A 23,871-nucleotide genomic window follows, 5' to 3' on the forward strand; every position below is an offset into this window, starting at 1 on the left:
GCAAGGGAGATCGGCGACCCGTCTCCCAAACCCGCCGCATCACACGTTGAAGCGGAACTCCACCGGAATACGTTACCGTGCAACAATTGAACTATGAGCACGAAGAACACCAGGACAGCGGTGTACCTCCGCCAGAGCCTCGACGCAACGGGCGAGGAACTCGCAGTCCAGCGGCAGCGGGAGGACTGCCGTCGCATCGCCGAGGCGCGCGGCTGGGAGATCGTCCAGGAGTACGTCGACAACTCCATCAGCGCCTCGGACGAGCGCAAGAGGCGCCCCGCCTACAACCGGCTCGTTGAGGACTACGAGGCCGGGCACTTCGACGCCATCGTCTGCTGGGACCTCGACCGGCTCACCCGGCAGCCGAGGCAGCTGGAGGACTGGATCGACGCCGCCGAGAAGCGCGGGCTCCTGCTCGTGACGGCCAACGGCGAGGCGGACCTCCAGACGGACAACGGCCAGACCTTCGCGCGGATCAAGCTCGCCGTCGCCAAGGGCGAGGTCAAGCGCAAGAGCGTCCGGCAGAGGCGCGCGAACCTCCAGCGCTCAGAGATGGGCCGCCCCCCGCTCGGGGTGCGCCTGACCGGCTACACCGTCAAGGGCGACATCGTGCCCGCCGAGGCGGAGTTCGTGCGGGCGGCCTTCGAGCGCTTCGCCGCCGGTGACTCGCTGCGGTCCATCACGGCGTGGGCGAACGAGCAGGGCGTCCCCACCCGGCACGGCAGGCCGTGGAACCCCTCGAGCATCAGGACGCTGCTGACCAACCCGAGGTTCGCCGGGCGTGCGGTCTACCAGGGCAGCGAGACGGGCAGGCTGGGCGGCTGGGAGCCGGTGGTGGAAGATGACCTGTTCGCCATCGTGCAGGTCAAGCTCTCCGACCCGGGCCGCAAGACCCAGCACGGCACCGACCGCAGGCACCTCGGCTCCGGGCTCTACGTGTGCGGCGTGTGCGGGCGGGCCCTCGTCTCGTGGACCGGCAACAGGTACCGGTGCCAGGACGGGCACCTGACGAGGGCGATGGCGGGAATCGACGACTACGTTTCCAAGGTAGTGCGGATGATCCTTGCCCGCCCGGACCTCGCGGACCTCGTCCCCGTCCCGTCCGCCGCCGACCGGGAGGCCGGGGGCAGGGTCCGCGAACTGCGCCAGCGGATCGCACGGGTCGCCGCAGATTACGACGCGGACCTCATCGACGGCCACCGATTCAAGGTCGCCACGGAGCGCGCGAAGGACGAGCTACGGGCCGCCGAGGCGGCGATGCAGCGGGCCGCGAATCCGACGGCGTCCGTGCTGCTCGCCCATGACCCGGTCGCGGTGTTCGACGCATCCCCGCTCATGGTCCGCCGCGCCATCATCGGCGCCCTATGCACGGTGCACGTGCACCCGGCGCCGAGGGGCAGGCGGGCGTTCGACCCGGACAGCGTGCAGGTCGAGCCGGTGCGCGGCCACGCCGCGCCGTAAACACGACACGCCGTACGAGTGATTTGGTCCGTAAAGATTCCGTAAAGACGCGCTTTAGCTCTGATTCGGACACTTTGGGTTCCTTTATGGCCTGTTGGATTCAACGCACTCCCGAGTGATTTCGGCCTGCCCGCGACGCCGTAGTGCCCCCTTTTCAGGCACGTTCCCGGGCGGAAACTTGGATTGTTATCAGCAATTCATTTCCTTTAGGGAGGGCAGCAGGGTTGGCCGAACAACTCCTCTCCATCGCCCAGGTCGCCGCAGTGGCCGGGTGCAGCCTCTCGACCGTGTGGCGGAAGGTCAAGCGGGGCGAGCTGCACCCCATCGCCGTCCGGCCCCGGTGCACCCGGTACGACCCAGCAGAGGTCGCCAAGGCCTTCCCCGGGGCCACCATCGAGGCCCACGCAGCTGCCATCGCCGCCGCTTGGCCGCCCCTGACCGACGACCAGCGCCGGATGATCAGCGCGCTCCTGAGCGCCGTCGCGGAGGGGTCGAAGTGAGCACCTTCTACGACGACGACAATGACCTCTTCTACGACGATGACGAAGAGGGCGAGCCGATTCCGCCGCTGACGAGAGAGAAGATCGAGCGCGTCGCGGCCATCGTGAGCCGATACGGCACCCTCGGCGCAGCCATCGCCGCCGGAGCGTTCGCTCCGCCGCCTTCTGAGGAGTAATGGCGATGAGTGACTACTCCTACGGCCCTATCGCCCACGCGTACCGGCGCGGAGAGTGCCCCCTCTGCTCCAAGCCGAGGCGGGTGACGAAGACGTTCAGGCCCAGCCGCCCGGGCATGGGCTACACCGAGGCCCTGCTCGACGCGCAGGCGCAGGCGGACCGCTGGGAGCCCGACTTCAGGCACCGGGCATGCCTGGACCGCCAGCCGCTGGAGGGCCAGACGACGATCTTCGACCTCCTCGACCGGGATGCCGAGCCGTGAGCGCTGGGGACATCACCGAGCGGTCGCTGCTTGGCGCGGTGATGCTCGACAGCAGCGTGCTCGACCGGATCCGGCTCGACCCCCGAGACTTCCACGACCCCGGGCACGAAGCCCTCTACAGCCTCGTCATCGCGATGCGCGCGCGCGGCGAGGCGGTGGACGTGGTTACCGTCGCCGACGCGCTGCGCAGGTCCCAGGACCCCGTGGTTCGGCGGATCGCCGCCGCCGACCTCCACGCCATGGTGCAGGCAACCCCTTCCGCCGAGGCCGCCGACCTGTATGCGGACATGGTCGCGCACGATGCGGCCTTGCGCAGGTTCAGGGCCGCCGGGCTGGAGATCGTGCAGGGCGCCGACTCGGGGATCCACCCGGCCATCCTCGCGGAGCGCGCCGCCGACGCGATCCGGGACGCCGCCGGGCCCGGTCGGCTCGGGACGCGGGCTAGGTACGGCGACGTGGCGGCGCTCCTCGACGGGGGCCTCCCGGCGCCGCCGGAGCCGGAGGTCCTGACCCGCACCGACGGCGCGGCGATCTTCTACACGGGGAAGGTCAACTACCTGTACGGGGACCCGGAGACGGGCAAGACGTTCGTCGCCCTCGCCGCCGCCGTCGATGTGCTCGGCAGGGGCGGTAGCGCCGCGTTCCTCGACCTCGACCACAACACGATGCAGGCCGTCGTCGCCCGGCTGGTCCACCTCGGCGCCGACCCCGGCGCGCTGGCGGACCCCGGCCGGTTCCGCTACGCCGAACCCGAGGACGCCGAGGGCCTCCTCCTGTACGTCGCCGACCTGCGGGCATGGCGCCCGGGAATCGTCGTCCTCGACAGCGTCGGGGAGATGCTCCCGATGCTCGGGCTCAGCTCCAACAGCCCGGACGACTTCACCAGGGGCTGCGCCGACGTGCTCGGGCCGCTGGCGAAGGCGGGGGCCTGCGTGGTCGGCATCGACCACCTCGCCCAGAGCGCCGAGTCCCGGGCCATGGGCCCCACCGGCACCAAGGCCAAGAAGCGCGCCCTCGACGGGTCCATGCTGCGGGTCACGCAGAAGCGGCAGTTCGTCCCCGGCAGCGGCGGCTCCTGCTCGCTGGCCCTGACCAAGGACCGCCACGGCGGCCTGCGCGAGCAGTGCCCGCCCGCAAGCCGGGGCAGGGAGCAGTTCGTCGGCACGTTCGAGATGGGCGCCGAGCAGGGCTTCAGCGTCCACGCGCCGGAGCCCGCCGGGGCGGGCACGGACGCGAGCGCCGCACCCTTCCGGCCGACGTGGTACATGGAGCGGGTGAGCCTCGTGCTGGAGGGCGGAACCACGTCGAAGCGCGGCATCCGCGACGGCGTCAGCGGCAACCACGGCAGGACGGACGACGCTCTGCGGGCCCTGCTCTCCGAGGGGTACGCCCGCAGCGACGGCGCCGGGTACGCCTCCACCAAGCCCTACCGGCAGTCCGAGGACCCCCTCTCGGACAAGTACGAGGGCCCGGGCACCCGATGAGCGGGGGCCAGCCGCACCGCGTGCCCGTACCGTGCCCAAGGGTTCTCCGAACCCTTTGGGCACGTGGGCACGCTGCGTGCCCCTGCACGGTTGGGCACACCCGGGGCACGCCAAGGGGCACGGTGGGGCACGGTGGGCGCGCTCCCGCCATATGACGTGCCCCGTAAAAGGGCACATAGTCGACTCTCACTTATCGTCTGGGATGCCCGGAGCAGGGAAAATGATAGTGAACTTTCGATTAGGAGGAACCCCGATGGACAGCAGGGAGTTCGTGGTCGCGGCCTACCGGGATGCCCTCGCGCTCCTCACCGCCGCGATCACCGGCGTCCCCATCGATGACAGGCTGGCGATGTTCAGGGAGATGACCGCCGAGACCGGCGACCCCCACGAGGCCGCCCTGTTCATCGCCGACGCCCTCGCCTGCTGCTACCGCGACGCGCTCGGGTCCGGCGCATTGGAGCGCGTGCAGGCCCGCGCCGAGGTGCTGGAGCGCGACGTGGCCCCGGCCATGCTGTCGAGGCGACGGAGGTGACTGCCGTCCGGTACGACGCCGCCTACTCGTTCGGCCTGCCCGACGACCCGTGCCGTGGCGAACCCTACGTGACCCCGGCAGTCCTCCAGTCCCCGGGGTCACCCGACCTGCCCGGCGTCGCCGTCTTCACCGAAGGGTTCGGCGGGCTCCGGCTCGTCCTCACCCCGTCACAGGCGGTCCGGCTGGCGGACGACCTCGTCGACCTCATCGAAAGCACAGAAGGAGAAGCATCATGAACGAGCACCCCAGCGGCGGAGGCATCGTCCTCGACGTGGCCCGGAACGCGTTCGCCATCGTCACCGCCAAACTCACCCGTGCCGAGGCGGGCGAGTACTTCCGCGTTCTGGCGGAGATGGTCGACGACACGGCCCGCGCCCACGGGATCCCGCCCGAGCGGTCCGCGCTCATGCACCTCGACGCGCTCGCCGAGATCGCGTGCGGGGTGATGGAGGGCCGCGCGGGGCTGGACAACGCCGAGGCCCAGCGCATCTGGCGCGCCTTCCTCGCGCACTTCGAGGAGGGCCACCAGCCGTGAACTAGAGCGCTCCGCTGCGCTCCTGCTCGGCCTCTTCTTCTTCAGTCAAGCCATTGATGAAGATCTTCTCGCTCGACTTCACGAAGCGCTCAGCGTTGAAGAGCAGTGAGTACCCGCAGTCTGGGCACTCTATGCGGACCATGAAGATGACGTTCTCATCTGGGTCCTTCGGCTGATTGGAGTCATGCCTCATTCCGCCCGTGTGCAGAAGCACCGGATGCCTGGCGACTTGAAGCTCGTTCGACTTGCAGATCGGGCATGTGCTCAAACCGAGTTCGTGAACGCGGAGCACCATCGTTTGCAGTGCAGTTTTGCGGAATCTCATGGCCCACACGCTACCCACTGTGGCGGCAGAAGCGGAGGGGGCCGGGGGCAGTTTTTTTGGGGTCAGGCTTCCCAAAGACCTCTTCGGTAGACCGGATTTTCTCTCCCCGGGCGAAAAATGGATCCGCCCCGGTCGACCGTTGGGGGGTCGGTTGGCCGGGGCGGACGGTCAAGCGTACCAGTTCCGTGCTCGGCGACGACGGCGGGCGCCAAGGTGACGTTAGAGGGCGGTCGGTTGTAGCCTGGGAGAACAACATCTTCGGCAGCCGCCGAGGGGGCCGTGAGGGCAGCGCGCAACGCACCCGATGGCATCCCTTCCCGGCTGAGCGGAGCGGGAGAACCGCCGATGGTCCGGCAGCGCGTGACGCACCGGGCCGCAGCGCCACCGATGGCCTCGCGAGCCGTCGGGGAGGGCGCCAAGGCACGGCCCGCAGGCCCGCAGCCAACCCATCCATCCATGGGGGCTCGCGCCTTGTCGGACCGCCCGCTCCCCCCCCCCAGGAGATCTGCCACCATGTCCGCACTCATCGAAGAATTCGTTCAGAAGCGGGAGGCCTGCATCGCGGACGCCCGCGCCATCGTTGACGCCGCCGAGCGGGAGCACCGCAGCCTCACGACCTCGGAGGACGAGAGGTTCGCGCAGCTGCTCGCCGACGCCGACACCTACAGGAGCCAGGCCGAGAAGTTCGCCGGGTTCAACCGGCAGGCCGACGCCGCCGGGGACTTCTACAGGCAGCTCGGGCACCGTTCCGGGCCCGGGAACGACGAGATCAGCGACAAGTTCCGCGAGGTCATCCGCACCAACAGCCGCGAGCCGGTCGACGTGTTCGACACGTCCCGGCGGGCGATGTCCCAGCCGGGACTTGAGCTGCGCGCCCTGTCGACGTCCACGGCCACCCTCCGGCCCACGAACATGTACGCGAGCATCGTCGAGTGCCTGACCGAGTCCAGCGCGGTCCTGAAGGCCGGGGCGACCCTCCTCACGACCGACGACGGCGGGCCCCTCGTGGTGCCGCGCTCGACCGGGTTCTCCACCGCCGCAATCGTCACCGAGGGCTCGGCCATCGGGCTCTCGGACCCGGCGCTCGGATCCGTCACCCTCGGCAGCTACAAGTACGGCGTCCTCGTGAAGGTCAGCCGCGAGCTGGTCGACGACACCACCGTGGACCTCGCCGGGTACCTCGGCCGCGAGACCGGCACCGCGCTCGGGATCGCCCTCGGCGCGCACCTGATCAACGGCACCGGCACGGGCCAGCCCAGGGGAGTCCTCGCCGACGCCACGCTCGCCGTCACGGGCCCCACTGGCACCGCCACTACCCTCGGAGCGCAGGGCACCGCCGGGCAGGGCACCGACCTGCTGAACTCGCTCATGGGGTCGGTCCTGGAGCCGTACGCGACCTCGCGGGCCTCGGCGTTCCTGCTCCGCAACGCGTCCCTGACGATTGTCCGGAACCTGAAGACGACGGCGGGGGACCTCGTCGGCCCGCAGTACGTCGCCACGTCCCCGAGCCCGTTCTACGTTGACCCGAATGTCCCGGCGTTTGCCGCGAACGCCAAGTCGGTCCTCTACGGCGACTGGTCCCGGTATTTCGTCCGGTTCCAGAACGGGATCCGGTTCGAGCGCTCAGACGACTTCGCGTTCGACACGGACCAGGTCACGTTCCGGGCGCTGCTCCGCGCGGACGGCGGCCTGATCGACTTGTCGGCGATCAAGTTCTTCCAGAACTCCGCAACGTAGGCCAAAGCGTGCGGCGTCAACGTCACCCGTCCAGCCTTCCTCTTTCTCGTTGAATTCCTTGGGCCGGGCTCGGGATCGATGACGGGCGAGGTGAGGCTCTTCCTCCGACCCTGTGACCCCGCCAGCGCCGCACAGTGAGGGCCCCCGGAGCCGCAGCTCCGGGGGCCCCTGTAACCCCGCGCAGGGAGTGTGACTTCGCCTCCCTAGGCGGCCTGGATTGGTTCTACTTCACTGATGGGCGCGGACAAGGGAATGGGGAGTCTAGGCAGGCCGAGACGCTGTGCGTGTTCGAGGAGCGGAGAACGAAGGTAAGGCCAGGCGGCAGCGACAAGTTGACCTATCACGTCGGGATCGTCTGCAACTACGACCCCGTCCGCTGGCTTCACGAGGGCGGTTACCGATCCTGTGTAAAGGAGCGTGCCCTCGGCGTCTTCGTCAAGGCTCTCGTCCCTCCGGCCGTAAACCACGACATCGACCTCGATCATGGCGACGTTTTCCGCGGCGTCAACGCCCACTTCCGACTGAAGTTCAAGACGGATTTGCCGCGGCTTCCAACCGTGTTTGAGGCTTCCGTCTAATCCCCATACCTGGACGTCCTCGATATGGTCTAGACCGAACGAGGAATCAGACATGAACCCACGCTCCCCGCATGGCCGACATGCTAGGCTCCTCGGGCGCGACTGGGGGGACCGGAACGGTCTTCCCAAGTGTGAGGTCAACGACCCAGTTCCAGCGCTCGGACAGGCGATGGGCTGGATTGACGTCACAGAACTCAATGGCGCCACTAGTCATCACTCCTTCAGCAGTGAAGGAGCTGATGCTCTTGTAACCCATATAGGTCGGACGACCCTTGGCGGGAGGCTCGGGGGAAATAGCCTCGTCATCCGACATCGGCGGGACGGTTTCGTCCACCGGATAAGCGGCAAGCTGCAGCCGGTAGCCTGCCGCTCGCAAGAACCGGGCCAACGTCGACACGCGAACGTTCCCATCGCCATTTACGACTTGGGAAACGCGACCGTCAGTTATGTCTAACAGCTCTGCCAGCTTGTTCTGACGAGTCCCCGAGGCTTCCATAGCTTCGTTAATCAGCGAAACAGCTTCGATGGCAGCATCGGCCGCAGCGGCGTGCAGAGGACTCTCGAGCTCAAGCCGCTCCGCCAGAGACAGTGTCCCGTTCTTCTTGCTCCTGGTCATGTGCCAGATCCTCCTTCCTTACTTGCTTCGCTAAAGTGATGTGTTCCGGCTGATGGAGCTTCTCAAACGCGGTAGTGAGTCGAAGAAACTCTAAGAAGTCGTCAGGCCAAGGACGCGTCGTCCACGGACCGTAGGACTCCCGATCAATCAGAGGATCATAGTGACCTGAGCCGTCTGTGTCGTAGAACGAGATGCGCAAGTTCGCATGTTTCAGCTCCCAAATACCGTCTCGCAACTGGTTGTAGGAGTCCTTGTGAATCGGCTTCCCGGTCCTCGCCAGCTTCTGCGCTGCCCGAAGGAACCAGTGGTAGCAGCTGACCTGCTCATCGGGAGCCAGTTCCTCCTTTGCCTCCATCGGCCACTTCCCCTCGCTCAGGTCCTCCAGAAACGTGGTGACCGGAGACGAGAGGTCTGCACGTACCGCACACTCCAAGGTGAAGCACGCACCTGATGCGACTACTGTGCGCTGAACTTTAGTCAATTGTAAACCCCCCACGAGCTTGCTCTGATCGCTCCCCGTCAGGAGGCTCAGGTGATCGACATAATAGACTAGGCCTCAACACGTCCGCATCAGTCGGCCGAGCGACGCCCGCCCTCCACCCAGAGATCCTCTAACCGGCGTAACGCTTGCCAGCAAGGGCTCAGGGGCTACTTCTTCTGAGGAGACGTTGTATTGTGACGGAACTCGACCACGTCGCCGTCGGCCATGACGTAGTCCTTGCCCTCGATCCGGACCTTGCCACGGGACTTGGCCTCGGCCATCGAGCCGGCGTCGACGAGGTCCTCGAAATGGACCACCTCGGCCTTGATGAAGCCGCGCTGGAAGTCCGTGTGGATCACCCCGGCCGCCATCGGCGCCGTGTCACCTCGGTGGATGGTCCACGCGCGGGTCTCCTTGGGGCCGGCGGTGAGGTAGGTCTGGAGCCCGAGAGTATGGAAGCCGACGCGCGCGAGCTGGTCGAGGCCCGACTCGTCCTGGCCGTTCATCTCGAGCATCTCGCGGGCCTCCTCCTCGGACAGCTCCACGAGGTCGGACTCGAGCTTCGCGTCAAGGAAGATCGCGTCCGCGGGCGCCACGAGAGCGCGGAGCTCCTCCTGCTTCTCGGGGCTCGTGAGGATGCCCTCGTCCGCGTTGAAGACGTAGATGAACGGCTTCGCGGTGAGGAGGTTGAGCTCCTTGAGGTGCTCCATGTCGAGCTTGTCCGAAGCGATGGACGAGAAGATCGTGTCGCCACGCTCGAGGACCTTCTGGGCGGCCTCGATCGCGGCGAGCTCGGCGGCGTCGCGCTTCTTGATCTTGACTTCCTTCTCGACGCGCGGAAGGGCCTTCTCGATCGTCTGGAGGTCGGCGAGGATGAGTTCGGTGTTGATGGTCTCCATGTCGGAGCGTGGGTCGACCTTGCCGTCCACGTGCACCACGTCCGGATCGTCGAAGACTCGGATGACCTGCGCGATGGCCTGGGCCTCGCGGATGTTGGCGAGGAACTGGTTGCCCAGGCCCTCGCCCTCGGAGGCGCCCTTGACGATGCCTGCGATGTCGACGAAGGAGACGGTCGCGGGGAGGATCCTCGCGCTGCCGAAGATCTCCGCGAGCTTGTCCAGGCGCGGGTCCGGGAGGCTCACCACACCGACGTTCGGCTCGATCGTCGCGAACGGATAGTTCGCCGCGAGGACCTGGTTGCGGGTCAGTGCGTTGAAGAGCGTCGACTTGCCGACGTTGGGGAGACCGACGATTCCGATAGTGAGAGCCACGGTCATCCATCATACCGGCGGGCATCTCCCAGAAATGTCAGAGCCGCGTGCGAGTGTGAGCACATGGACGGTACACAGATTCTCGTGATGGTGCTGGTAGCGCTGCTCGCGCTCGTGGTGGGGTGGTTGGCAGGCGCTGGCTGGGCGCGGCGGCGGGAGACGCACGACGGCGCGGGCCTCCCTGCGCTGCAGTCGCGCCTCGCGTCGGCGGAGGCGGCGCTTGCCGCGGCGACGGCGGAGCGTGACCTTCTCGTGCGGCAGAACGCCGCCCTGACGTCAATGGACGAGCAGGAGAACACCGTCCTGCATGCCCTGGCCCCTGTGGCAGAGAAGCTGAACGCGGTGCAGCACGCCGTCGCCGTGCTCGAAAGGGACCGAGTCGAGCAGTTCGGGCAGCTGTCCCAGCAGCTCCGGGAGGCGCGCGCCTCCGATGCCGCCGTGCTCCAGTCCGCCCACACGATCACCGCCGCGCTGGCCAACAACTCCTCGCGTGGTACGTGGGGCGAGGTCCAGCTGCGCCGCGTGGTCGAGGCCGCAGGCATGCTCGATCGGGTGGACTTCGCGGAGCAGGTCTCAACGTCCGGGGACACTGGTGCGGTGCGGCCGGACCTCGTAGTGCTGCTTCCCGGCGGGAAGCAGATCGTGGTGGATTCCAAGGTCCCCCTGGGGGCCTACCTCAAGGCACAGGAGCATGCGCAGGACCAGAGCTCATCCGGAGTCGAGCAGCGGGACCGGCACCTCGCGGAGCATGCCAAGGCCGTGCGCGCCCACGTGGACGCCCTCGCGTCGAAGAAGTACTGGGAGGCAGTGGGCGCAAGCCCGGAGCTCGTGGTGTGCTTCCTGCCGGCCGAGTCGTTCCTCGCGGAGGCACTCCGGGCCGACGCAGGCCTCCTGGACTACGCGTTCTCGCGGAACGTGGCCCTCGCCTCCCCCGCGACACTGATGGCGCTCCTGAAGGGTGTGGCGTTCGGGTGGCGTCAGGAGCTGCTCACCGAGAACGCCCGCGAGCTCTTCGACCTCTCCCAGCAGCTCTACGGGCGCCTGAGCACGATGGGTGGCCATGTGGCCCGGCTCGGGGCCTCGCTCAAGGGATCCGTGGAGCGATACAACGCGTTTATCGGCGCCCTCGAGTCGCGCGTACTGCCGACGGCACGCCGTATCAGCTCGCTTGATCTCGGCGCTCCCGAAACCCTGCCGGAGCTGCCGCCTGTCGAGACGACACCGAGAGTCCTCTCCGCAAGCGAGCTCCTCGACGAGCAGATGTGGAAGGACAACGGAATCAGTACCCTGCCCGGCACGCTGGGCGGGACCTCCGCAAGCGGTATCGCCGAGTCTCGCGACTCGGCGGGCCATTCCGACGGGCCCCGGCGCCACTCGGCCTGAACCGGCCCACCATCGAGCCACGCCAAGATCGGGCCTTGTGACGCCGAGATCGAGGTGCGAGCGGCTCTCGAGATCGGGGCCCTTCTCCGCGGGGAGAATCTCCCTGGCCCGGCGTTGGAACGAGGCCGTTTTGGTCCGGTGGCGCTCATTTGGGACACTTCACGCGGAGAAGGGCGCTTCCGGTTGGCGACAACCCGATGTGGGGCACCCCGACGGCCAAAGCGCAGTGCGGCCGTAGCCGGGAAGTGCGCTTGAGTGGCGCTTGTCCGCTACCGCCGCACTGCGATACGTGCTTGGCGGCATTGGGGACGCTGGAGGGGAATAGTCGCGAACGGCGGACAAGCAACGACGATCGGGGCACACAGGCCCCGATCGCGGCATATCGAGACCCGACCTTGGCGACACGCCGGGTGACCCCCGAAGTGGGGGCGCACCGACAGCCAAAGCGCAGTGCGGCCGTAGCGGGAAAGTGCGCTTGAGTGGCGCTTGTCCGCTACCGTCGCACTGCGGTACGTGCTTGGCGGCATTGGGGACGCTGGAGGGGAATAGTCGCGAACGGGGGACGATCGGGGCGCACGGGCCCGGATCTCGGCGGCACACGCGGCGACCTCGCACGCACACCGGGCGACCTCGGCGGCACACGCGGCGACCTCGCGCCCACACCGCATGACCTCGCGCCCAAACCGGATGACCTCGCGCCCACACCCGGCGACCTCAGCGACACACGGGGTGACCTCGCGCCCACACCCGGCGACCTCAGCGACACACGGGGTGACCTCGCACCCACACCCGGCGACCTCAGCGACACACGGGGTGACCTCGCACCCACACCCGGCGACCTCAGCGGCACACGGGGTGACCTCGCACGCACACCGGGCGACCTCAGCGACACACGGGGTGACCTCGCGCCCAGGCCGGATGACCTCGGCGGAGGGAAACGAGGGACGGGTCAGCTCTGGGGTCGCTGGCCGCGGCCGCCGAGGCCGCGGCTCGAATCGCCCGCTTCCTTGAGTGTCGCGCGCAGCTCCTTGGGGAGCGAGAACAGGATGTCCTCGTCGGCAGTGACGACCTCTTCCACGGTTCCGTACCCGTACTCCGCAGCGAGGCGCAGGACGTCCTGGACAAGGACCTCAGGCACCGAAGCCCCTGAGGTCAGGCCGATCGTCGAGACTCCCTCGAACCAGGACTCGTCGACCTCGTTGGCGAAGTCGACCCGGTGCGAAGCCTTGGCACCGTACTCGAGGGCGACCTCCATGAGGCGCACGGAGTTCGAGGAGTTCGCCGAGCCGACGACGATGACGAGATCTGCCTGAGGGGCAATCTTCTTGATGGCCGCCTGGCGGTTGGACGTGGCGTAGCAGATGTCGTCGCTGGGTGGGTCCTGCAGATTCGGGAAGCGCTCGCGCAGCCGGCGCACGGTCTCCATGGTCTCGTCAACCGAGAGGGTGGTCTGGGAGAGCCAGATGAGCTTGTCAGGGTCCTTGACCCGGATCGTGTCTGCCTCTTCGGGCGAGTTCACGATCTGGGTGTTCTCGGGGGCCTCGCCGTACGTGCCTTCGACTTCCTCATGGCCCTCGTGACCGATGAGGAGGATCTCGTAGTCGTCCTTCGCGAAGCGCACGGCCTCGCGGTGCACCTTGGTCACGAGCGGGCACGTCGCGTCGATGGTGCGCAGCCCACGGTCCTCAGCGGAGCGCACGACGGCGGGACTCACCCCGTGCGCCGAGAACACCACGAGGGCGCCCTCAGGAACCTCATCCGTCTCGTCCACGAAGATCGCGCCGCGCTCCTCGAGGGTCTCGACGACGTGGCGGTTGTGGACGATCTGCTTGCGCACGTAGATGGGCGCGCCGTAGTGCTCAAGCGCCTTCTCGACCGCGATGACGGCCCGGTCGACGCCGGCGCAGTAGCCACGCGGCGCAGCGAGGAGGACCTTCTTCGCACCGGCCACCGGAGCGGCCGCCGCCACGTGCTCAGGTGTGCGGCGGCGCCGCGGAACCGTGGGCATAGACAGGGAAACGGGGGTGGCGGTCATGGTCCCATGCTACCGGCGTGCGGCGGCGCGCCTTCTCCGGACCCCGGCCACGAAGGAAAGCACCAGGCACACAACGCCGGCAATGGCGACAGCCCCGGTCCACGGCATGAAGGAATCGGAGAAGAGTGGCCCAAGGCGGCGGGCGAAGACCGAGGCCACGGTTCCCGCGCCGCCTTGGCCCCCGGCGAACATCGATGCGAGGAACGTTCCGGCCGCAAGGAGCGCGGCGACCAGAAGCAGTCCCAGGCCGGCCCAGCCGAGGGCTACCCCACGGCGTCGTGCGAAGAGCAGGCCGAGCACGAATGCGAACACTGCGCCAAGGCTCAGGGGAACCGCGAGGCGCCCCGCATCCTGCATCACGGTAAGCCAAGAGCGCTGCTGCGCCGTGCCTACCGGGACCTCGATGCTCGGGGCCTCACCGAGGCTCACTCCCAGCGACGAGCCCATCCGGGCGAGCATCACACCGGCCAGCGGCCGCAGTTCGAGCGTGAATCCGGTCGTGGCAGTGACCGCGGAGAAGTTAAGCCGATGGCTCTCCCGCACGGCCTCATCCCACGCGGCAGGATACCCGGGGTCTGTGGTGAGTGAGGTCACAATTCCCTTGGCCAGCCCCGTCGCGGCCGGCTGGAGCGCGGCAGGGACGTTGGACGCTGACACGACAGTCGAGGCGAGCGAGGTGCCCAGTGCGGTCTGGAACTCCGCGTCATTGCGCAGAGGCTCGAGCAGGTGAACGAAGCCACCCTCGTCGACCACGTTGCGGTCGATCCAGAGCGACGGGACGGCAGCCCCCGTAAGCAGCACGGCGAGCAGGATGGACAGCGCGGAGAGGACGGTTCTCATGGACTTCCCGGGGTCGGCAACCTGACCATCGTAGCCGTGGGCGCTTGAGCGCGGCTGGACAATGGCCGGGATGTCGGAGGGGCGTGGTAAGCCTTGACTATGGTGGCTGCGATGGATGAGACCACAGATGGGGACCCGGGCCCTGTGGGCCAGGACGTGTCTGGCACAGACCCGTCCGGCACAGACGTGCCCGATAGCGGCGCGGGTGCGGACCCGCGGGGCGCGTCAACGCTTCCCGAGCGAGCCTCGGACACGACGCCCGAGAATCCGTGGCCCCTGCATGTGCTCTCCCGCAAGCTCAAGGAACACATCGAGCGTTCCCCGCAGGTGTGGATCGAGGGCCAGGTTATCGAGATGAACCGGCGGGGCCAGACCGCCTACCTGACGCTGCGGGACGTCGACGCCGAGATCTCGCTGCCAGCGTCTGCGTGGGGCACCGTCATGGCACGGCTGCGGGAGCCTATCCAGCGCGGCTCCCGCGTGGTGGCCCTCGTCAAGCCCGAGATGTGGCTCAAGACCGGCAGGCTGAGCATGGCCGTGCGTGACATGCGGCCGGTGGGCCTCGGCGACCTGCTGGCGCGCATCGAGAACCTCCGGCAGGCCCTGGGCGCCGAGGGCCTCTTCGCCGACGAGCGCAAGAAGGCCCTGCCGCTGCTCCCGCACCGGATCGGCCTCATCACCGGTCGGGACTCGGACGCCGAGAAGGACGTCCTCCGGAATGCCGCCCTGCGCTGGCCGGCCGTGGCCTTCGAGGTTCGCGAGGTGGCCGTGCAGGGCAGCAGTGCCGTCTCCGAGGTCCTGGCAGCCCTGCGGGAGCTCGATGCCCACCCCGAGGTGGATGTCATCGTGATTGCCCGCGGCGGTGGATCGATGGAAGACCTGCTGCCGTTCAGCAACGAAGCGCTCATCCGTGCCGTCTCGGAGGCCAGCACCCCCGTGGTCAGCGCGATCGGCCACGAGGCGGACCGGCCGATCCTCGACGACGTCGCGGACCTGCGCGCCTCGACGCCCACGGACGCCGCCAAGCGGATCGTGCCTGACGTGGCCGAGGAGCTCCTGAGGGTCAGGCAGTGCCGGGACCGCATCGACCGGCAGGTGCGGCTGTTCGTCGAGCGGGAGTCGGAGCGCCTCGCCTCCATCCGGACTCGCCCGGTGCTCGCGTCGCCGCAGACATTCGTCGAGGTCCGGCACGAGGAACTCGAGCGGCTGCGGGTCAGGTCGCACGCCGCGGTGAGCGGCGCCGTCGTGCGTGCGGCCGACGCCGTGGCGCACCTGCGCGCCCAGATCCGCGCCCTCTCGCCGCAGCAGACGCTCGACCGCGGCTACTCGGTGGTGCAGCTCCTCGACGGCCCGGGCGCGGCCGTCATCCGTTCCCCCCAGGACGCACCCTCCGGTACCGCCCTCCGCGTCCGCCTGGCCCGCGGGACCATCGCGGCGCGCTCCGAGGGCCAGCTCCCCGACATCACGCACCGTGACGACACGACCACCCTCTCCCACGAAGGATCAGCACATGCCTGAGAAGACGCAGGAAACGTTCGAGAACCTCAGCTACGAGGAGGCCCGCGAACAGCTGGTCGGCGTCGTCTCGCGGCTCGAGGCCGGCGGGGTGAGCCTCGAGGAGTCGCTCGCGCTGTGGGAACGGGGCGAGGCACTCGCCTCCCGGTGCGAGGAGTGGCTCGAGGGCGCACGACGGCGCCTCGACGCCGCCCGCGGGAACGGCGCCTCCACGGGGTCGGGGGCAGGTACCCCCGGAGACTGAGGGCGCGCCCCGCCGTCAGCTCGCGGCGAGGAGCTTCCTCTGCTCCTCGATGTCGAACGCGGGAGCGGGCCATTGGGGGTCCATCCGCTCGAGCGCCGCGACGAGGAGTTCCTGGACCACGAGCCGCGCGTACCACTTGTTGTCGGCGGGCACCACGTACCACGGCGCGTAGGGGGCGCTCGTACGCTCGATCGCGATCTGATATGCCTCCATGTAGGAGTCCCAGAGTCTGCGCTCAGAGAGATCGCCAGGGTTGTACTTCCAGTACTTGGTGGGGTCGTCGAGGCGGGCAGTGAGGCGCCGCCCCTGCTCCTCCTTGCTGATGTGCAGCATCACCTTGATGATCTCGGTGCCCGACGCGTGGAGGTGTGCCTCGAAGTCCTGGATCGCCGAATAGCGGCGCTCGAGCTCGTCGGCATCCGCCCAGCCGTGCACACGGTGGATCAGGACATCCTCATAGTGCGAGCGGTCAAAGCAGCCCAGCATGCCGGGCCCTGGAAGCTGCTTCTCGACGCGCCAGAGGAAGTCGTGCTTCTTCTCCTCGTCGGTCGGGCTCTTGAACGCGGCGAGCTGGACGCCCTGGACGTCCACGGCACCGACCACATGGCTGATCATGCCGCCCTTGCCCGCGGTGTCCATCGCCTGGAGGATCAGGAGGATCGAGCGGGAGCCCCCGCCCTTGCCCTCGGCGAAGAGCCTCTCCTGGAGGTCCGCGAGGTGGGGGTCGCGCTGGGTGAGCATCGCCTCACCTTCAGACTTGCCGGCCGCGAAGCCCGCCGTGGCGGCCGTGTCGAGGTCCGCGAGCCTGAAACCGGGTCGGACCACGAGGAAGTCCTCCGGCGCCTCGCTGAAACCGTGCCCTGCCTTGCGCTTGCCCATGCGGCCCCTTCGCTGCGCGCCTCCGGGGCGAGCACCCCGGTCAGTTGCCCTTGTACCTGCTGAGGAAGTCTCCCATACGGTTGATGGCCTCCTCGATGTCCGCCACGGCCGGGAGTGTCACCATCCGGAAGTGGTCCGGGGCGTGCCAGTTGAAGGCGCGGCCGTGGGAGAGGAGGATCTTCTGCTCGCGCAGGAGGTCGAGGACGAACTGCTCGTCATCGCGGATCGGGTACACCTCGGGGTCGAGCCTCGGGAAGAGGTAGAGGGCACCTTTGGCCTGGGTGGTGGAGACGCCCGGGATCGCGTTGAGCATCTCGTACGCCTTGTTGCGCTGCTCGAGAAGGCGCCCTCCGGGCAGGATGAGGTCGTTGATGCTCTGGTAGCCGCCCAGGGCAGTCTGGATCGCGTGCTGCGCCGGCACATTGGCGCACAGTCGCATGTTGGCCAGCAGGTTGATGCCCTCGAGATAGTCCGCCGCGGCCTGCTTCGGGCCCGAGATCGCCATCCAGCCTGCCCGGTACCCGCAGACCCGGTACGCCTTGGACAGCCCCGAGAACGTCAGGCAGAGCACGTCGTCGCCCGTGAACGCGGCGAGGTTCGTGTGGGTGGCGCCGTCGTAGAGGATCTTCTCGTAGATCTCGTCGGCGAAGATGATGAGGCCATGCCGCTCGGCGAGCTCGACGATCCGGCGCAGCGTCGCATCGGAGTAGAGCGCCCCCGTCGGGTTGTTGGGGTTGATCACCACGATGCCCTTGGTGCGGGAGGTGATCCTGGCCTCCATGTCCTCGAGGTCCGGCTCCCAGTCCTGTTCCTCGTCGCACAGGTAGTGCACGGCGCGTCCGCCCGCAAGCGACACGGATGCGGTCCACAAGGGATAGTCGGGCATCGGCACGAGGATCTCATCGCCCTGCTCGAGGAGCGCCATGAGGGACATCGTGATGAGCTCGGACACGCCGTTGCCGAGATAGATGTCATCGACGTGGATGTTCTGGATGCCGCGCGTCTGGTAGTACTGCGAGACCGCCGTGCGGGCCGAGAAGATGCCACGGGAGTCGCTGTAGCCCTGTGCGTGGGGCAGGTGGCGGATCATGTCGACGAGGATCGCATCCGGCGCCTCGAAGCCGAACGGTGCCGGGTTGCCGATGTTCAGCTTGAGGATCCGATGGCCCTCGGCCTCCATCTTCTGCGCAGCCTCCAGGATCGGGCCCCTGATGTCGTACAGCACATTGTGGAGCTTGGAGGACTGCTTGAATTCGGCCATTGTCCAAGAATGCCACAGGGCGTGAGCGGCAACTGTGCGATGCTGCTCACACCCCGTGGCATGACGCTGGATCAGCGCGGGAGGGTCAGGAGGCGAGGCCCTTCTCCTTGAGCCAGGCCTTCGCTGCGTCCGCGGGCGACTGCTTCTGGGTCCCGTTCACGGCCCGGTTGAGGTTCACCAGATCGTCCGTCGTGAGCTGCTTGGACACGGCGTTGAGCGCTGCCTTCGCCTGGTCCGAGACCGTGTCGGTGCGGACGAGCGGCACGACCTGCTGGGCGATGAAGTTGTTCTTCGGATCGTCCAGGACCACGAGGTCATTGTCCGCAATGGACGGCGTCGTCGTGAAGATGTCCGCCACCTGGATGTCATTCGAGAGCAGTGCCTTGAGGGTCACGGGGCCGCCGCCGTCGCTCATGGCCTGGAACTGCTTGGGGCTGCAGCCGTACTTGTCCTTGAGACCCGGCAGACCGTAGGCGCGCTTCTCGAAAGTCGCCGGTGCGCCGATCACCAGCTCGCCGCAGACCTTGCCCATGTCGTCGAGGCTCTTGAGGCTGTACTTCGCCGCAGTGGCCTTCGTGACGACCATCGCATCCTTGTCCTCGGCCTTGGCCGGGCTCAGGATCGCGAGGCCCTTGGGGAGTTTGTCCGGGAGCGCGCCCGCGATGTCCGAGGCCGAGACCTGGGTGGCCTTCGTGTCCACGTACAGCAGGAGGTTGCCCGTGTAGTCGGGGACGACGTCGACTGAGCCGTCCTGGACCGCCTTGTAGTACACCTCGCGCGCTCCGATGTTCGGCTTGGTCGAGGCCTTCACTCCCGCGGCGTTGAGAGCACCGGCGTAGATCTCTGCGATGATCTGACTCTCCGTGAAGTCGGCGGAACCGATCACGAGTTCCTTGCCGGCGCCGCCGGATCCGCCGGAGGCCCCGGCGCTGCCGGTGCTGAGTGGATTCGACGAACCGCCGCACGCGGTCAACGCGAGGGTCAGCCCGAGCCCCACCGCCACGGCGGCCATGGCCCTGCGGCGTGTGACGGGGAACTGCTGGATCATGAGATTCCTTCCTGAACGGCCGCGACGGAGGCCAGTGGCTTCCGCGCGGAGGACGAGCGTGGACCCAGAGCGCGCTGGAATGCGCCCAGGACGAGGTCGGTGACGACGGCGATCCCGGCCACGAGGACCGAGCCCCCGAGCATCTGGGGATAGTCGGATAGGGCAAGGCCGTCGAAGATGTACCTGCCCAGGCCACCGAGGTTCGTGTAGGCGACGACGGTCGCCGTCGCGATGACCTGGAGGACCGCGGCGCGCAGCCCGCCGAAGATCACCGCAAACGCGTTGGGGAACTCGACCCCGAGCAGGACTTGGAACTCCCGCATCCCCTGGGCGCGGGCCGCGTCGACCACGACCGGGTCCACGGCAGCGATGCCCGAGTACGTCCCGGCAAGGAGCGGGGGGACGCTCAGGATGACGAGCGCCCAGATCGGCGGCATGAGGCCGATGCCCGCCAGGAGCACGAACAGCACGAGGAGCCCGAGCGTCGGGACGGCCCGAAGTGCGCCGGCAATCGCGACAACCACCACGCGGCCGCGTCCGGTGTGGCCCACGTAGGCCCCGATCGGGATCGCGATCGCTGCCGCGATGACCACCGTGAGCGCGGCGTAGAAGGCATGCTCGCCGAGGCGGGCAGGGATGCCCGAGTATCCGCTCCAGTTGGCGGGATCGGTGAGCCAGTCCCACGTCTGTGCGAGCAGGCTCATGCGCGGGCCGCCTTCCGCTGCGTGGGTGCGCCGGCGCGGCGGGCGTCGAGCCTCGCCCACGGCGAGAGCACGCGCCCAGCGAGCACGAGCAGCAGGTCCATGAGAAGGGCGAGGACGAGAATAGCGACGAGCCCTACGACGATCTCCGTGATGAATCCACGCTGGAGCCCCTCGGTGAACAGGATCCCGAGGTTGGGCATGCCCACGAGCGCCGCGACGCTCACGAGCGAGATGTTGCTGACGGACACGGCCCTCAGGCCCGCTATGAGCACGGGCAGCGAGAGCGGCAGGTCAACGAGGAAGTAGCGCGTGGCGGCAGTGTGCCCCAGCGCCTGCGCAGCGAGGCTCAGCTCGCCGTCGACCGAGTCGAGGGCATCCAGCGACGCCCTCACGAGGAGCGCCACCGCGTAAACCGTGAGTGCCACGATGACGTTCACGGGGTCGAGGATCCGCGTGCCGAGCAGCACGGGCAGGATGATGAACAGCGCAAGCGAGGGCACGGTGAACAGGATGGAGCTGAGCGTCAGGAGCGCAGTGCGCCACACGCGCCGATGCCGTACCGCCTGGGCGAGGGGAAGGCTGATGACCAAGCCGAGCGCGAGCGGGACCACCGCGAGAAGGAGGTGCTGGCCCGTGAGCGAGAGGATCCGCCCGGCATTCGCGATCGCCCACTCCATCAGGCGCCCTCCACCCCGGCACGCGAGCCTGCCGCCGCGGCACGCTCCCGCTGCGCCTGGGTGCGCCGGCGGTCCGCGTGGGCAATGACCTCTGTGGCACTGACCGTGCCCAGGAGGCGGCCGGCATCGTCCACGACGACCCCGCGTCCCGACGGCGAGGACAGCGCCGCATCGAGGGCGGAGCGCAGGGTACTTCCCGCGCGGTGGAGCGACCCGCCACTCACGAGGGTCCCGGGGAAAGCCTGGCCGGTCCAACCGACCGGACGCCCGTCCGCGTCGAGGACCACCGCCCAGTCGACAGGCACGTCCACTGCGACCTCCGCGGCGCGGACGGTCTGCGCAGCGTCGACCGAGAGCCCCTCATCATCGAAGAATCCGAGATGCCGGAATCCACGGTCGCGGCCGACGAATCCGGAGACGAAGTCGTCCACGGGAGCGCGAAGGAGCTCCTCCGGCCCGGCGAGCTGCGCCAACCGCCCGCCCACCGCGAAGACGGCGATGCGGTCGCCGAGCAGCACCGCCTCGTCGATGTCATGCGTGACGAAGATGATCGTTTTGCCGAGGTCCCGCTGCAGGCGCAGTAGCTCCTGCTGCAGCTCATGCCGCACCACCGGATCCACGGCGCTGAACGGCTCGTCCATGAGGAGCACAGGTGGATCGGCTGCGAGCGCCCGGGCCACGCCGACGCGCTGCTGCTGCCCGCCGGAGAGCTGTGCCGGGTACCGCCCGCCGAGGTTCTGCGGGAGGCCGACGACGTCGAGCAGCTCCTGCGCGCGTGCGCGGGCCGCCGCCCGGGAGGCCCCGTTGAGGCGTGGAACGGTGGCGATGTTGTCCACGACCGTGCGGTGCGGCATGAGTCCAGCGGCCTGCATGACGTAGCCCATCGACCGGCGCAGGAGCGGCGCAGGCTGATCCGACGCATCGCGTCCGTCCACCGTGATGGTCCCGGACGTCGGCTCGACCATCCGGTTGACCATCCGCAGCGAGGTGGTCTTCCCGCAGCCGGAGGGCCCGACGAAGACCGTGATCTCGCCGCGCGGCGCTGACAGGCTCAGGTGGTCCACGGCGGTGAGGCCACCGTAGACCTTGCTCACCTCGTGGAACTCGATCATCGGATCGGACACGTACACCTCAATGGTCGCGGGCGGCCAACTGCATCTCGCGTGCTGGTGCGAGCCTACCAGCGCGGTCCGACAGGGGAACCGCGGAACGGCCGGCTACGGAACCCGCTCTCCCCCGCCGCCATCGGCCGCGAGTTCAATGGTCCCGAAGATCGGGTCCCGGTCCAGGATCCGCACGTCGGTGATCCCTTGCTCGGCGAGGCCGGCGCGGAAGCCGTCCTGGATCCGGCCCACGTTCATCCCGAGTCCGCTGCCGAGGATCACCGGGCCCTCGAGATCGAGCTGGCGCGCCACCTGGGCGGCCATGCGCGCGAGATCGTGGGCGGCCTGGTCGACCATGAAGCGCGCACCCACGTGCCCGGCGTCGGCGGCCTCCGTGACGACTCGAGAACGCTGCGCCCAATAGCGTCTGCCAGTCCCGGGGGCGTGGAACAGGGCGATGAGCTCGTTGGGGTGGGCCAGGTCCGTGCTCGCCAGAAGGGCCTGCGTCAGATCATCCGGCTCGAGGCCGAGGTTCATGCGGTGCAGGCTGTACCGGACGGCCTCTCGGCCCAGCCAGTACCCGCTGCCCTCGTCCCCGAGCAGGTAGCCCCAGCCGCCCGCACGCGCCTCCTCGCCGGCGTCGTTCGTCCCCCATGCGGCGGACCCGGTGCCGGCGATGACGGCAACCCCCGTGCGCGCGCGGCCCGCGGCGAGCAGGAGCCGCGAATCGTGGACCACTGTGACCCGAGCCCGGGGCGCGTGCGGGTGGATGAGGGCGGCGAGCGCGTCTGCGTCCGCCTCGGTGTCAACGCCACCAGACCCGGCGAAGACCCGGGCGGCGTCGCCGGCGTCGAGCGCGGCGAACAGCTCCGCGAGGTTCGCCGCAGCGGTCTCCCGGCTCACGTTCTGGACGTTCGCGCTGCCCACCTCGAGATCGGCCTGGACCTCGCCGCCCACCACCTTGATCCCGCGGGTCTTCGTTCCGCCGATGTCGAGGCCGATCATCAGCCCGCCGGTCGTCCTGTCAGGGGCGCTCTGCATGTTCACGGGCCCAGCCTAATGACTGCGGCGCCGCGCGACTGGCTAGGGTGATGGCATGGACACCACTCTCCCTGCGGAACTGTTCGGAAACGGCGTGATCGCGGCGCCGATGGCGGGGGGCCCGAGCAGCCCCGAGCTCGCCGCTGCCGTGGGCCGGGCAGGTGGGCTCGGCTTCCTCGCGGGCGGCCTCAAGGCGCCGGAGGCCCTTGAGGCGGAGCTCGCGACGCTCGACGGTGCAAGCGTTGACCGGAGCGTTGGGTTACGCCCCTTCGGCGTCAACCTCTTCGTGCCCAACACCGACGACATCGATCGCAACGCCGTCCTGGCCTACCGGGACCGCCTTCAGCCGGAGGCCTCGTCCGTCGGCGCCGCCGTTCCGGAGCCGAGATGGGCGGACGACGACGCGTTCCCGGCGAAGCTTGATCTCCTCCTCACGCGCCCGCCCGCCGTCGTCTCCTTCACCTTCGGCACACCGCGCTGGGACACGGTTGCAGCGCTGCGCCGGGCGGGGTCGTTCGTCGTCCAGACGGTCACGGGGCCCGAAGAGGCCACCGTCGCCGCGGCCCTGGGCGTCGATGCCCTCGTCGTCCAGCACCCCGCCGCCGGCGGGCATTCCGGGGCCTTCCTCGGGCTGCCCGCCTTCGCCGGCACACTGGCCCAGCTCGTCAGCGCGGTCCGCGGCGTCGTCGACCTCCCACTGATCGCGGCAGGCGGGATCGGATCGCCGGACGACGCCGCTGCCGCCCGCGCGGCGGGTGCGGCGGCCGTCCAGGTGGGCACGGCCTTCCTGCGCACGCCGGAGGCCGGGACCAATCCTGTGCACCGGGCGGCCCTCGCCTCTCCGGACTTCACCCGGACGGCGCAGACCAGGGCCTTCTCCGGGCGCTGGGCACGGGGCCTGGAGAACGGGTTCATGCGCCGTCTGGCCGACGCTCCCGCAGGCTATCCGGTGATCCACCACCTCACGGCGCCCCTGCGCGCCGCGTCGGTCAGGGCAGGCAGCCCCGACCGCACGAGCCTCTGGGCGGGGACCGCGTGGGGCGCAGCCCGCGAAGAACCGGCGGCGGACGTCGTGGGCCGCTTCGCCGGCTGATGCATCGCTCGCGATCGGCTGCTGGTGTGAGGATCGTGCCGGGTCTCCGTGTCAGTGGCCGGACGCGGTGTTGGTGGCCGAACGTGGCG

The 23,871-nt window shown here is 68.7% G+C and carries 27 protein-coding genes; 13 read left to right on the forward strand and 14 right to left on the reverse strand.

What is annotated here, in order from left to right:
- Positions 1 to 93: 93 nt before the first annotated feature.
- The 8 genes from RBS60_RS13025 to RBS60_RS13060 all read left to right on the forward strand — a co-directional run bounded on the left by RBS60_RS13025 (position 94) and on the right by RBS60_RS13060 (position 4,951).
- The gene (locus RBS60_RS13025; RefSeq protein ID WP_307957990.1) at positions 94 to 1,461 is read left to right on the forward strand and encodes a recombinase family protein; all 1,368 of its coding nucleotides are present in this window, start codon (positions 94 to 96) and stop codon (positions 1,459 to 1,461) included.
- Positions 1,462 to 1,685: 224 nt separating this feature from the next.
- Positions 1,686 to 1,961, forward strand: a complete 276-nt coding sequence (locus RBS60_RS13030; protein WP_307957991.1) for a helix-turn-helix domain-containing protein — start codon at positions 1,686 to 1,688, stop codon at positions 1,959 to 1,961.
- Positions 1,958 to 2,137, forward strand: a complete 180-nt coding sequence (locus RBS60_RS13035) for a hypothetical protein (RefSeq protein WP_307957992.1) — start codon at positions 1,958 to 1,960, stop codon at positions 2,135 to 2,137. Before RBS60_RS13030 ends, RBS60_RS13035 begins: the two co-directional genes overlap by 4 nt.
- 5 nt (positions 2,138 to 2,142) lie before the next feature.
- The gene (locus RBS60_RS13040; RefSeq protein WP_307957993.1) at positions 2,143 to 2,400 is read left to right on the forward strand and encodes a hypothetical protein; all 258 of its coding nucleotides are present in this window, start codon (positions 2,143 to 2,145) and stop codon (positions 2,398 to 2,400) included.
- Positions 2,397 to 3,884, forward strand: a complete 1,488-nt coding sequence (locus RBS60_RS13045; protein WP_307957994.1) for a DnaB-like helicase N-terminal domain-containing protein — start codon at positions 2,397 to 2,399, stop codon at positions 3,882 to 3,884. The genes RBS60_RS13040 and RBS60_RS13045 overlap by 4 nt, the downstream gene beginning before the upstream one ends.
- A gap of 253 nt (positions 3,885 to 4,137) precedes the next feature.
- A complete protein-coding gene (locus tag RBS60_RS13050; protein ID WP_307957995.1) occupies positions 4,138 to 4,416 on the forward strand; it encodes a hypothetical protein in 279 nt (92 codons plus the stop codon).
- Positions 4,413 to 4,652 (forward strand): hypothetical protein, encoded by a 240-nt coding sequence (locus tag RBS60_RS13055; RefSeq protein WP_307957996.1) that lies wholly within the window; start codon positions 4,413 to 4,415, stop codon positions 4,650 to 4,652. Before RBS60_RS13050 ends, RBS60_RS13055 begins: the two co-directional genes overlap by 4 nt.
- Positions 4,649 to 4,951: a hypothetical protein gene (locus RBS60_RS13060; protein WP_307957997.1), complete on the forward strand. Its 303-nt coding sequence runs from the start codon at positions 4,649 to 4,651 to the stop codon at positions 4,949 to 4,951. Before RBS60_RS13055 ends, RBS60_RS13060 begins: the two co-directional genes overlap by 4 nt.
- 1 nt (position 4,952) lies before the next feature.
- Here RBS60_RS13060 and RBS60_RS13065 read toward each other — a convergent pair whose 3' ends face one another.
- Positions 4,953 to 5,276, reverse strand: coding sequence for a hypothetical protein (locus RBS60_RS13065; protein WP_307957998.1), 324 nt, complete (start codon positions 5,274 to 5,276; stop codon positions 4,953 to 4,955).
- Between the two features lie 513 nt (positions 5,277 to 5,789).
- Between RBS60_RS13065 and RBS60_RS13070 the strand changes: the two genes are divergently transcribed.
- A complete protein-coding gene (locus RBS60_RS13070; protein WP_307957999.1) occupies positions 5,790 to 7,013 on the forward strand; it encodes a phage major capsid protein in 1,224 nt (407 codons plus the stop codon).
- 203 nt (positions 7,014 to 7,216) lie between these two features.
- Here RBS60_RS13070 and RBS60_RS13075 read toward each other — a convergent pair whose 3' ends face one another.
- The 4 genes from RBS60_RS13075 to ychF all read right to left on the reverse strand — a co-directional run bounded on the left by RBS60_RS13075 (position 7,217) and on the right by ychF (position 9,959).
- Positions 7,217 to 7,645 carry a hypothetical protein gene (locus RBS60_RS13075; RefSeq protein WP_307958000.1) on the reverse strand — a complete coding sequence of 143 codons (429 nt, stop codon included), beginning with the start codon at positions 7,643 to 7,645 and terminating at the stop codon, positions 7,217 to 7,219.
- Positions 7,638 to 8,207 (reverse strand): helix-turn-helix domain-containing protein, encoded by a 570-nt coding sequence (locus RBS60_RS13080; RefSeq protein WP_307958001.1) that lies wholly within the window; start codon positions 8,205 to 8,207, stop codon positions 7,638 to 7,640. Before RBS60_RS13080 ends, RBS60_RS13075 begins: the two co-directional genes overlap by 8 nt.
- Positions 8,158 to 8,562, reverse strand: a complete 405-nt coding sequence (locus tag RBS60_RS13085) for a hypothetical protein (RefSeq protein ID WP_307958002.1) — start codon at positions 8,560 to 8,562, stop codon at positions 8,158 to 8,160. The genes RBS60_RS13080 and RBS60_RS13085 overlap by 50 nt, the downstream gene beginning before the upstream one ends.
- A 293-nt stretch (positions 8,563 to 8,855) precedes the next feature.
- Positions 8,856 to 9,959 carry a redox-regulated ATPase YchF gene (gene ychF / locus RBS60_RS13090; RefSeq protein ID WP_307958003.1) on the reverse strand — a complete coding sequence of 368 codons (1,104 nt, stop codon included), beginning with the start codon at positions 9,957 to 9,959 and terminating at the stop codon, positions 8,856 to 8,858.
- A gap of 63 nt (positions 9,960 to 10,022) precedes the next feature.
- Here ychF and RBS60_RS13095 point away from each other — a divergent pair, with 63 nt between their 5' ends.
- Entirely contained in the window at positions 10,023 to 11,342 is a 1,320-nt protein-coding gene (locus RBS60_RS13095) for a DNA recombination protein RmuC (RefSeq protein WP_307958004.1), read from the forward strand.
- Positions 11,343 to 12,291: 949 nt separating this feature from the next.
- On the opposite strand, the gene RBS60_RS13100 is transcribed toward RBS60_RS13095, so the two are convergent.
- Complete coding sequence (locus RBS60_RS13100) at positions 12,292 to 13,377, reverse strand: 4-hydroxy-3-methylbut-2-enyl diphosphate reductase (protein WP_307958005.1); 1,086 nt, start codon at positions 13,375 to 13,377, stop codon at positions 12,292 to 12,294.
- Positions 13,378 to 13,386: 9 nt separating this feature from the next.
- On the reverse strand, positions 13,387 to 14,217 hold the full coding sequence (locus RBS60_RS13105) for a hypothetical protein (RefSeq protein ID WP_307958006.1): 831 nt from the start codon (positions 14,215 to 14,217) through the stop codon (positions 13,387 to 13,389).
- A 111-nt stretch (positions 14,218 to 14,328) separates the two neighbouring features.
- Between RBS60_RS13105 and xseA the strand changes: the two genes are divergently transcribed.
- Together xseA and RBS60_RS13115 are read left to right on the forward strand one after the other, a co-directional pair.
- Complete coding sequence (xseA, locus tag RBS60_RS13110) at positions 14,329 to 15,735, forward strand: exodeoxyribonuclease VII large subunit (RefSeq protein WP_307958007.1); 1,407 nt, start codon at positions 14,329 to 14,331, stop codon at positions 15,733 to 15,735.
- Positions 15,728 to 15,976 (forward strand): exodeoxyribonuclease VII small subunit, encoded by a 249-nt coding sequence (locus RBS60_RS13115; RefSeq protein ID WP_307958008.1) that lies wholly within the window; start codon positions 15,728 to 15,730, stop codon positions 15,974 to 15,976. The genes xseA and RBS60_RS13115 overlap by 8 nt, the downstream gene beginning before the upstream one ends.
- A gap of 15 nt (positions 15,977 to 15,991) precedes the next feature.
- Here the strand turns inward: RBS60_RS13115 and RBS60_RS13120 are convergent, their stop codons facing one another.
- From RBS60_RS13120 to RBS60_RS13150, 7 genes are all read right to left on the reverse strand, one after another.
- On the reverse strand, positions 15,992 to 16,855 hold the full coding sequence (locus RBS60_RS13120) for a PPK2 family polyphosphate kinase (protein ID WP_307958009.1): 864 nt from the start codon (positions 16,853 to 16,855) through the stop codon (positions 15,992 to 15,994).
- A gap of 40 nt (positions 16,856 to 16,895) precedes the next feature.
- On the reverse strand, positions 16,896 to 18,116 hold the full coding sequence (locus tag RBS60_RS13125) for a pyridoxal phosphate-dependent aminotransferase (protein WP_307958010.1): 1,221 nt from the start codon (positions 18,114 to 18,116) through the stop codon (positions 16,896 to 16,898).
- An 85-nt stretch (positions 18,117 to 18,201) separates the two neighbouring features.
- A complete protein-coding gene (locus RBS60_RS13130; RefSeq protein WP_307958011.1) occupies positions 18,202 to 19,164 on the reverse strand; it encodes an ABC transporter substrate-binding protein in 963 nt (320 codons plus the stop codon).
- Positions 19,161 to 19,868: an ABC transporter permease gene (locus RBS60_RS13135; RefSeq protein ID WP_307958012.1), complete on the reverse strand. Its 708-nt coding sequence runs from the start codon at positions 19,866 to 19,868 to the stop codon at positions 19,161 to 19,163. Before RBS60_RS13135 ends, RBS60_RS13130 begins: the two co-directional genes overlap by 4 nt.
- Entirely contained in the window at positions 19,865 to 20,545 is a 681-nt protein-coding gene (locus RBS60_RS13140) for an ABC transporter permease subunit (protein ID WP_307958013.1), read from the reverse strand. Before RBS60_RS13140 ends, RBS60_RS13135 begins: the two co-directional genes overlap by 4 nt.
- Positions 20,545 to 21,657: an ABC transporter ATP-binding protein gene (locus RBS60_RS13145; protein WP_374049280.1), complete on the reverse strand. Its 1,113-nt coding sequence runs from the start codon at positions 21,655 to 21,657 to the stop codon at positions 20,545 to 20,547. The genes RBS60_RS13140 and RBS60_RS13145 overlap by 1 nt, the downstream gene beginning before the upstream one ends.
- A gap of 105 nt (positions 21,658 to 21,762) precedes the next feature.
- Entirely contained in the window at positions 21,763 to 22,689 is a 927-nt protein-coding gene (locus tag RBS60_RS13150) for a BadF/BadG/BcrA/BcrD ATPase family protein (protein ID WP_307958049.1), read from the reverse strand.
- Between the two features lie 55 nt (positions 22,690 to 22,744).
- Here RBS60_RS13150 and RBS60_RS13155 point away from each other — a divergent pair, with 55 nt between their 5' ends.
- Positions 22,745 to 23,782, forward strand: a complete 1,038-nt coding sequence (locus tag RBS60_RS13155; RefSeq protein WP_307958015.1) for a nitronate monooxygenase — start codon at positions 22,745 to 22,747, stop codon at positions 23,780 to 23,782.
- Positions 23,783 to 23,871: the final 89 nt, after the last annotated feature.

It is taken from the genome of Sinomonas sp. ASV486 (genome assembly GCF_030908215.1).
Lineage (GTDB): Bacteria > Actinomycetota > Actinomycetes > Actinomycetales > Micrococcaceae > Sinomonas > Sinomonas puerhi.

Bases quoted from the DNA above. Each gene is read 5' to 3' on its own strand.
- RBS60_RS13150 (WP_307958049.1), bottom strand. From the start codon at position 22,689: ATGCAGAGCGCCCCTGACAGGACGACCGGCGGGCTGATGATCGGCCTC.
- RBS60_RS13085 (WP_307958002.1), bottom strand. From the start codon at position 8,562: ATGGAGGCAAAGGAGGAACTGGCTCCCGATGAGCAGGTCAGCTGCTAC.
- RBS60_RS13070 (WP_307957999.1), top strand. From the start codon at position 5,790: ATGTCCGCACTCATCGAAGAATTCGTTCAGAAGCGGGAGGCCTGCATC.
- RBS60_RS13075 (WP_307958000.1), bottom strand. From the start codon at position 7,645: ATGTCTGATTCCTCGTTCGGTCTAGACCATATCGAGGACGTCCAGGTA.
- RBS60_RS13065 (WP_307957998.1), bottom strand. From the start codon at position 5,276: ATGAGATTCCGCAAAACTGCACTGCAAACGATGGTGCTCCGCGTTCAC.
- RBS60_RS13100 (WP_307958005.1), bottom strand. From the start codon at position 13,377: ATGACCGCCACCCCCGTTTCCCTGTCTATGCCCACGGTTCCGCGGCGC.
- RBS60_RS13145 (WP_374049280.1), bottom strand. From the start codon at position 21,657: ATGATCGAGTTCCACGAGGTGAGCAAGGTCTACGGTGGCCTCACCGCC.
- RBS60_RS13140 (WP_307958013.1), bottom strand. From the start codon at position 20,545: ATGGAGTGGGCGATCGCGAATGCCGGGCGGATCCTCTCGCTCACGGGC.
- xseA (WP_307958007.1), top strand. From the start codon at position 14,329: ATGGATGAGACCACAGATGGGGACCCGGGCCCTGTGGGCCAGGACGTG.
- RBS60_RS13050 (WP_307957995.1), top strand. From the start codon at position 4,138: ATGGACAGCAGGGAGTTCGTGGTCGCGGCCTACCGGGATGCCCTCGCG.
- RBS60_RS13135 (WP_307958012.1), bottom strand. From the start codon at position 19,868: ATGAGCCTGCTCGCACAGACGTGGGACTGGCTCACCGATCCCGCCAAC.
- RBS60_RS13040 (WP_307957993.1), top strand. From the start codon at position 2,143: ATGAGTGACTACTCCTACGGCCCTATCGCCCACGCGTACCGGCGCGGA.
- RBS60_RS13130 (WP_307958011.1), bottom strand. From the start codon at position 19,164: ATGATCCAGCAGTTCCCCGTCACACGCCGCAGGGCCATGGCCGCCGTG.
- RBS60_RS13105 (WP_307958006.1), bottom strand. From the start codon at position 14,217: ATGAGAACCGTCCTCTCCGCGCTGTCCATCCTGCTCGCCGTGCTGCTT.
- RBS60_RS13025 (WP_307957990.1), top strand. From the start codon at position 94: ATGAGCACGAAGAACACCAGGACAGCGGTGTACCTCCGCCAGAGCCTC.
- RBS60_RS13120 (WP_307958009.1), bottom strand. From the start codon at position 16,855: ATGGGCAAGCGCAAGGCAGGGCACGGTTTCAGCGAGGCGCCGGAGGAC.
- RBS60_RS13115 (WP_307958008.1), top strand. From the start codon at position 15,728: ATGCCTGAGAAGACGCAGGAAACGTTCGAGAACCTCAGCTACGAGGAG.
- RBS60_RS13125 (WP_307958010.1), bottom strand. From the start codon at position 18,116: ATGGCCGAATTCAAGCAGTCCTCCAAGCTCCACAATGTGCTGTACGAC.
- RBS60_RS13155 (WP_307958015.1), top strand. From the start codon at position 22,745: ATGGACACCACTCTCCCTGCGGAACTGTTCGGAAACGGCGTGATCGCG.
- RBS60_RS13095 (WP_307958004.1), top strand. From the start codon at position 10,023: ATGGACGGTACACAGATTCTCGTGATGGTGCTGGTAGCGCTGCTCGCG.
- RBS60_RS13060 (WP_307957997.1), top strand. From the start codon at position 4,649: ATGAACGAGCACCCCAGCGGCGGAGGCATCGTCCTCGACGTGGCCCGG.
- RBS60_RS13080 (WP_307958001.1), bottom strand. From the start codon at position 8,207: ATGACCAGGAGCAAGAAGAACGGGACACTGTCTCTGGCGGAGCGGCTT.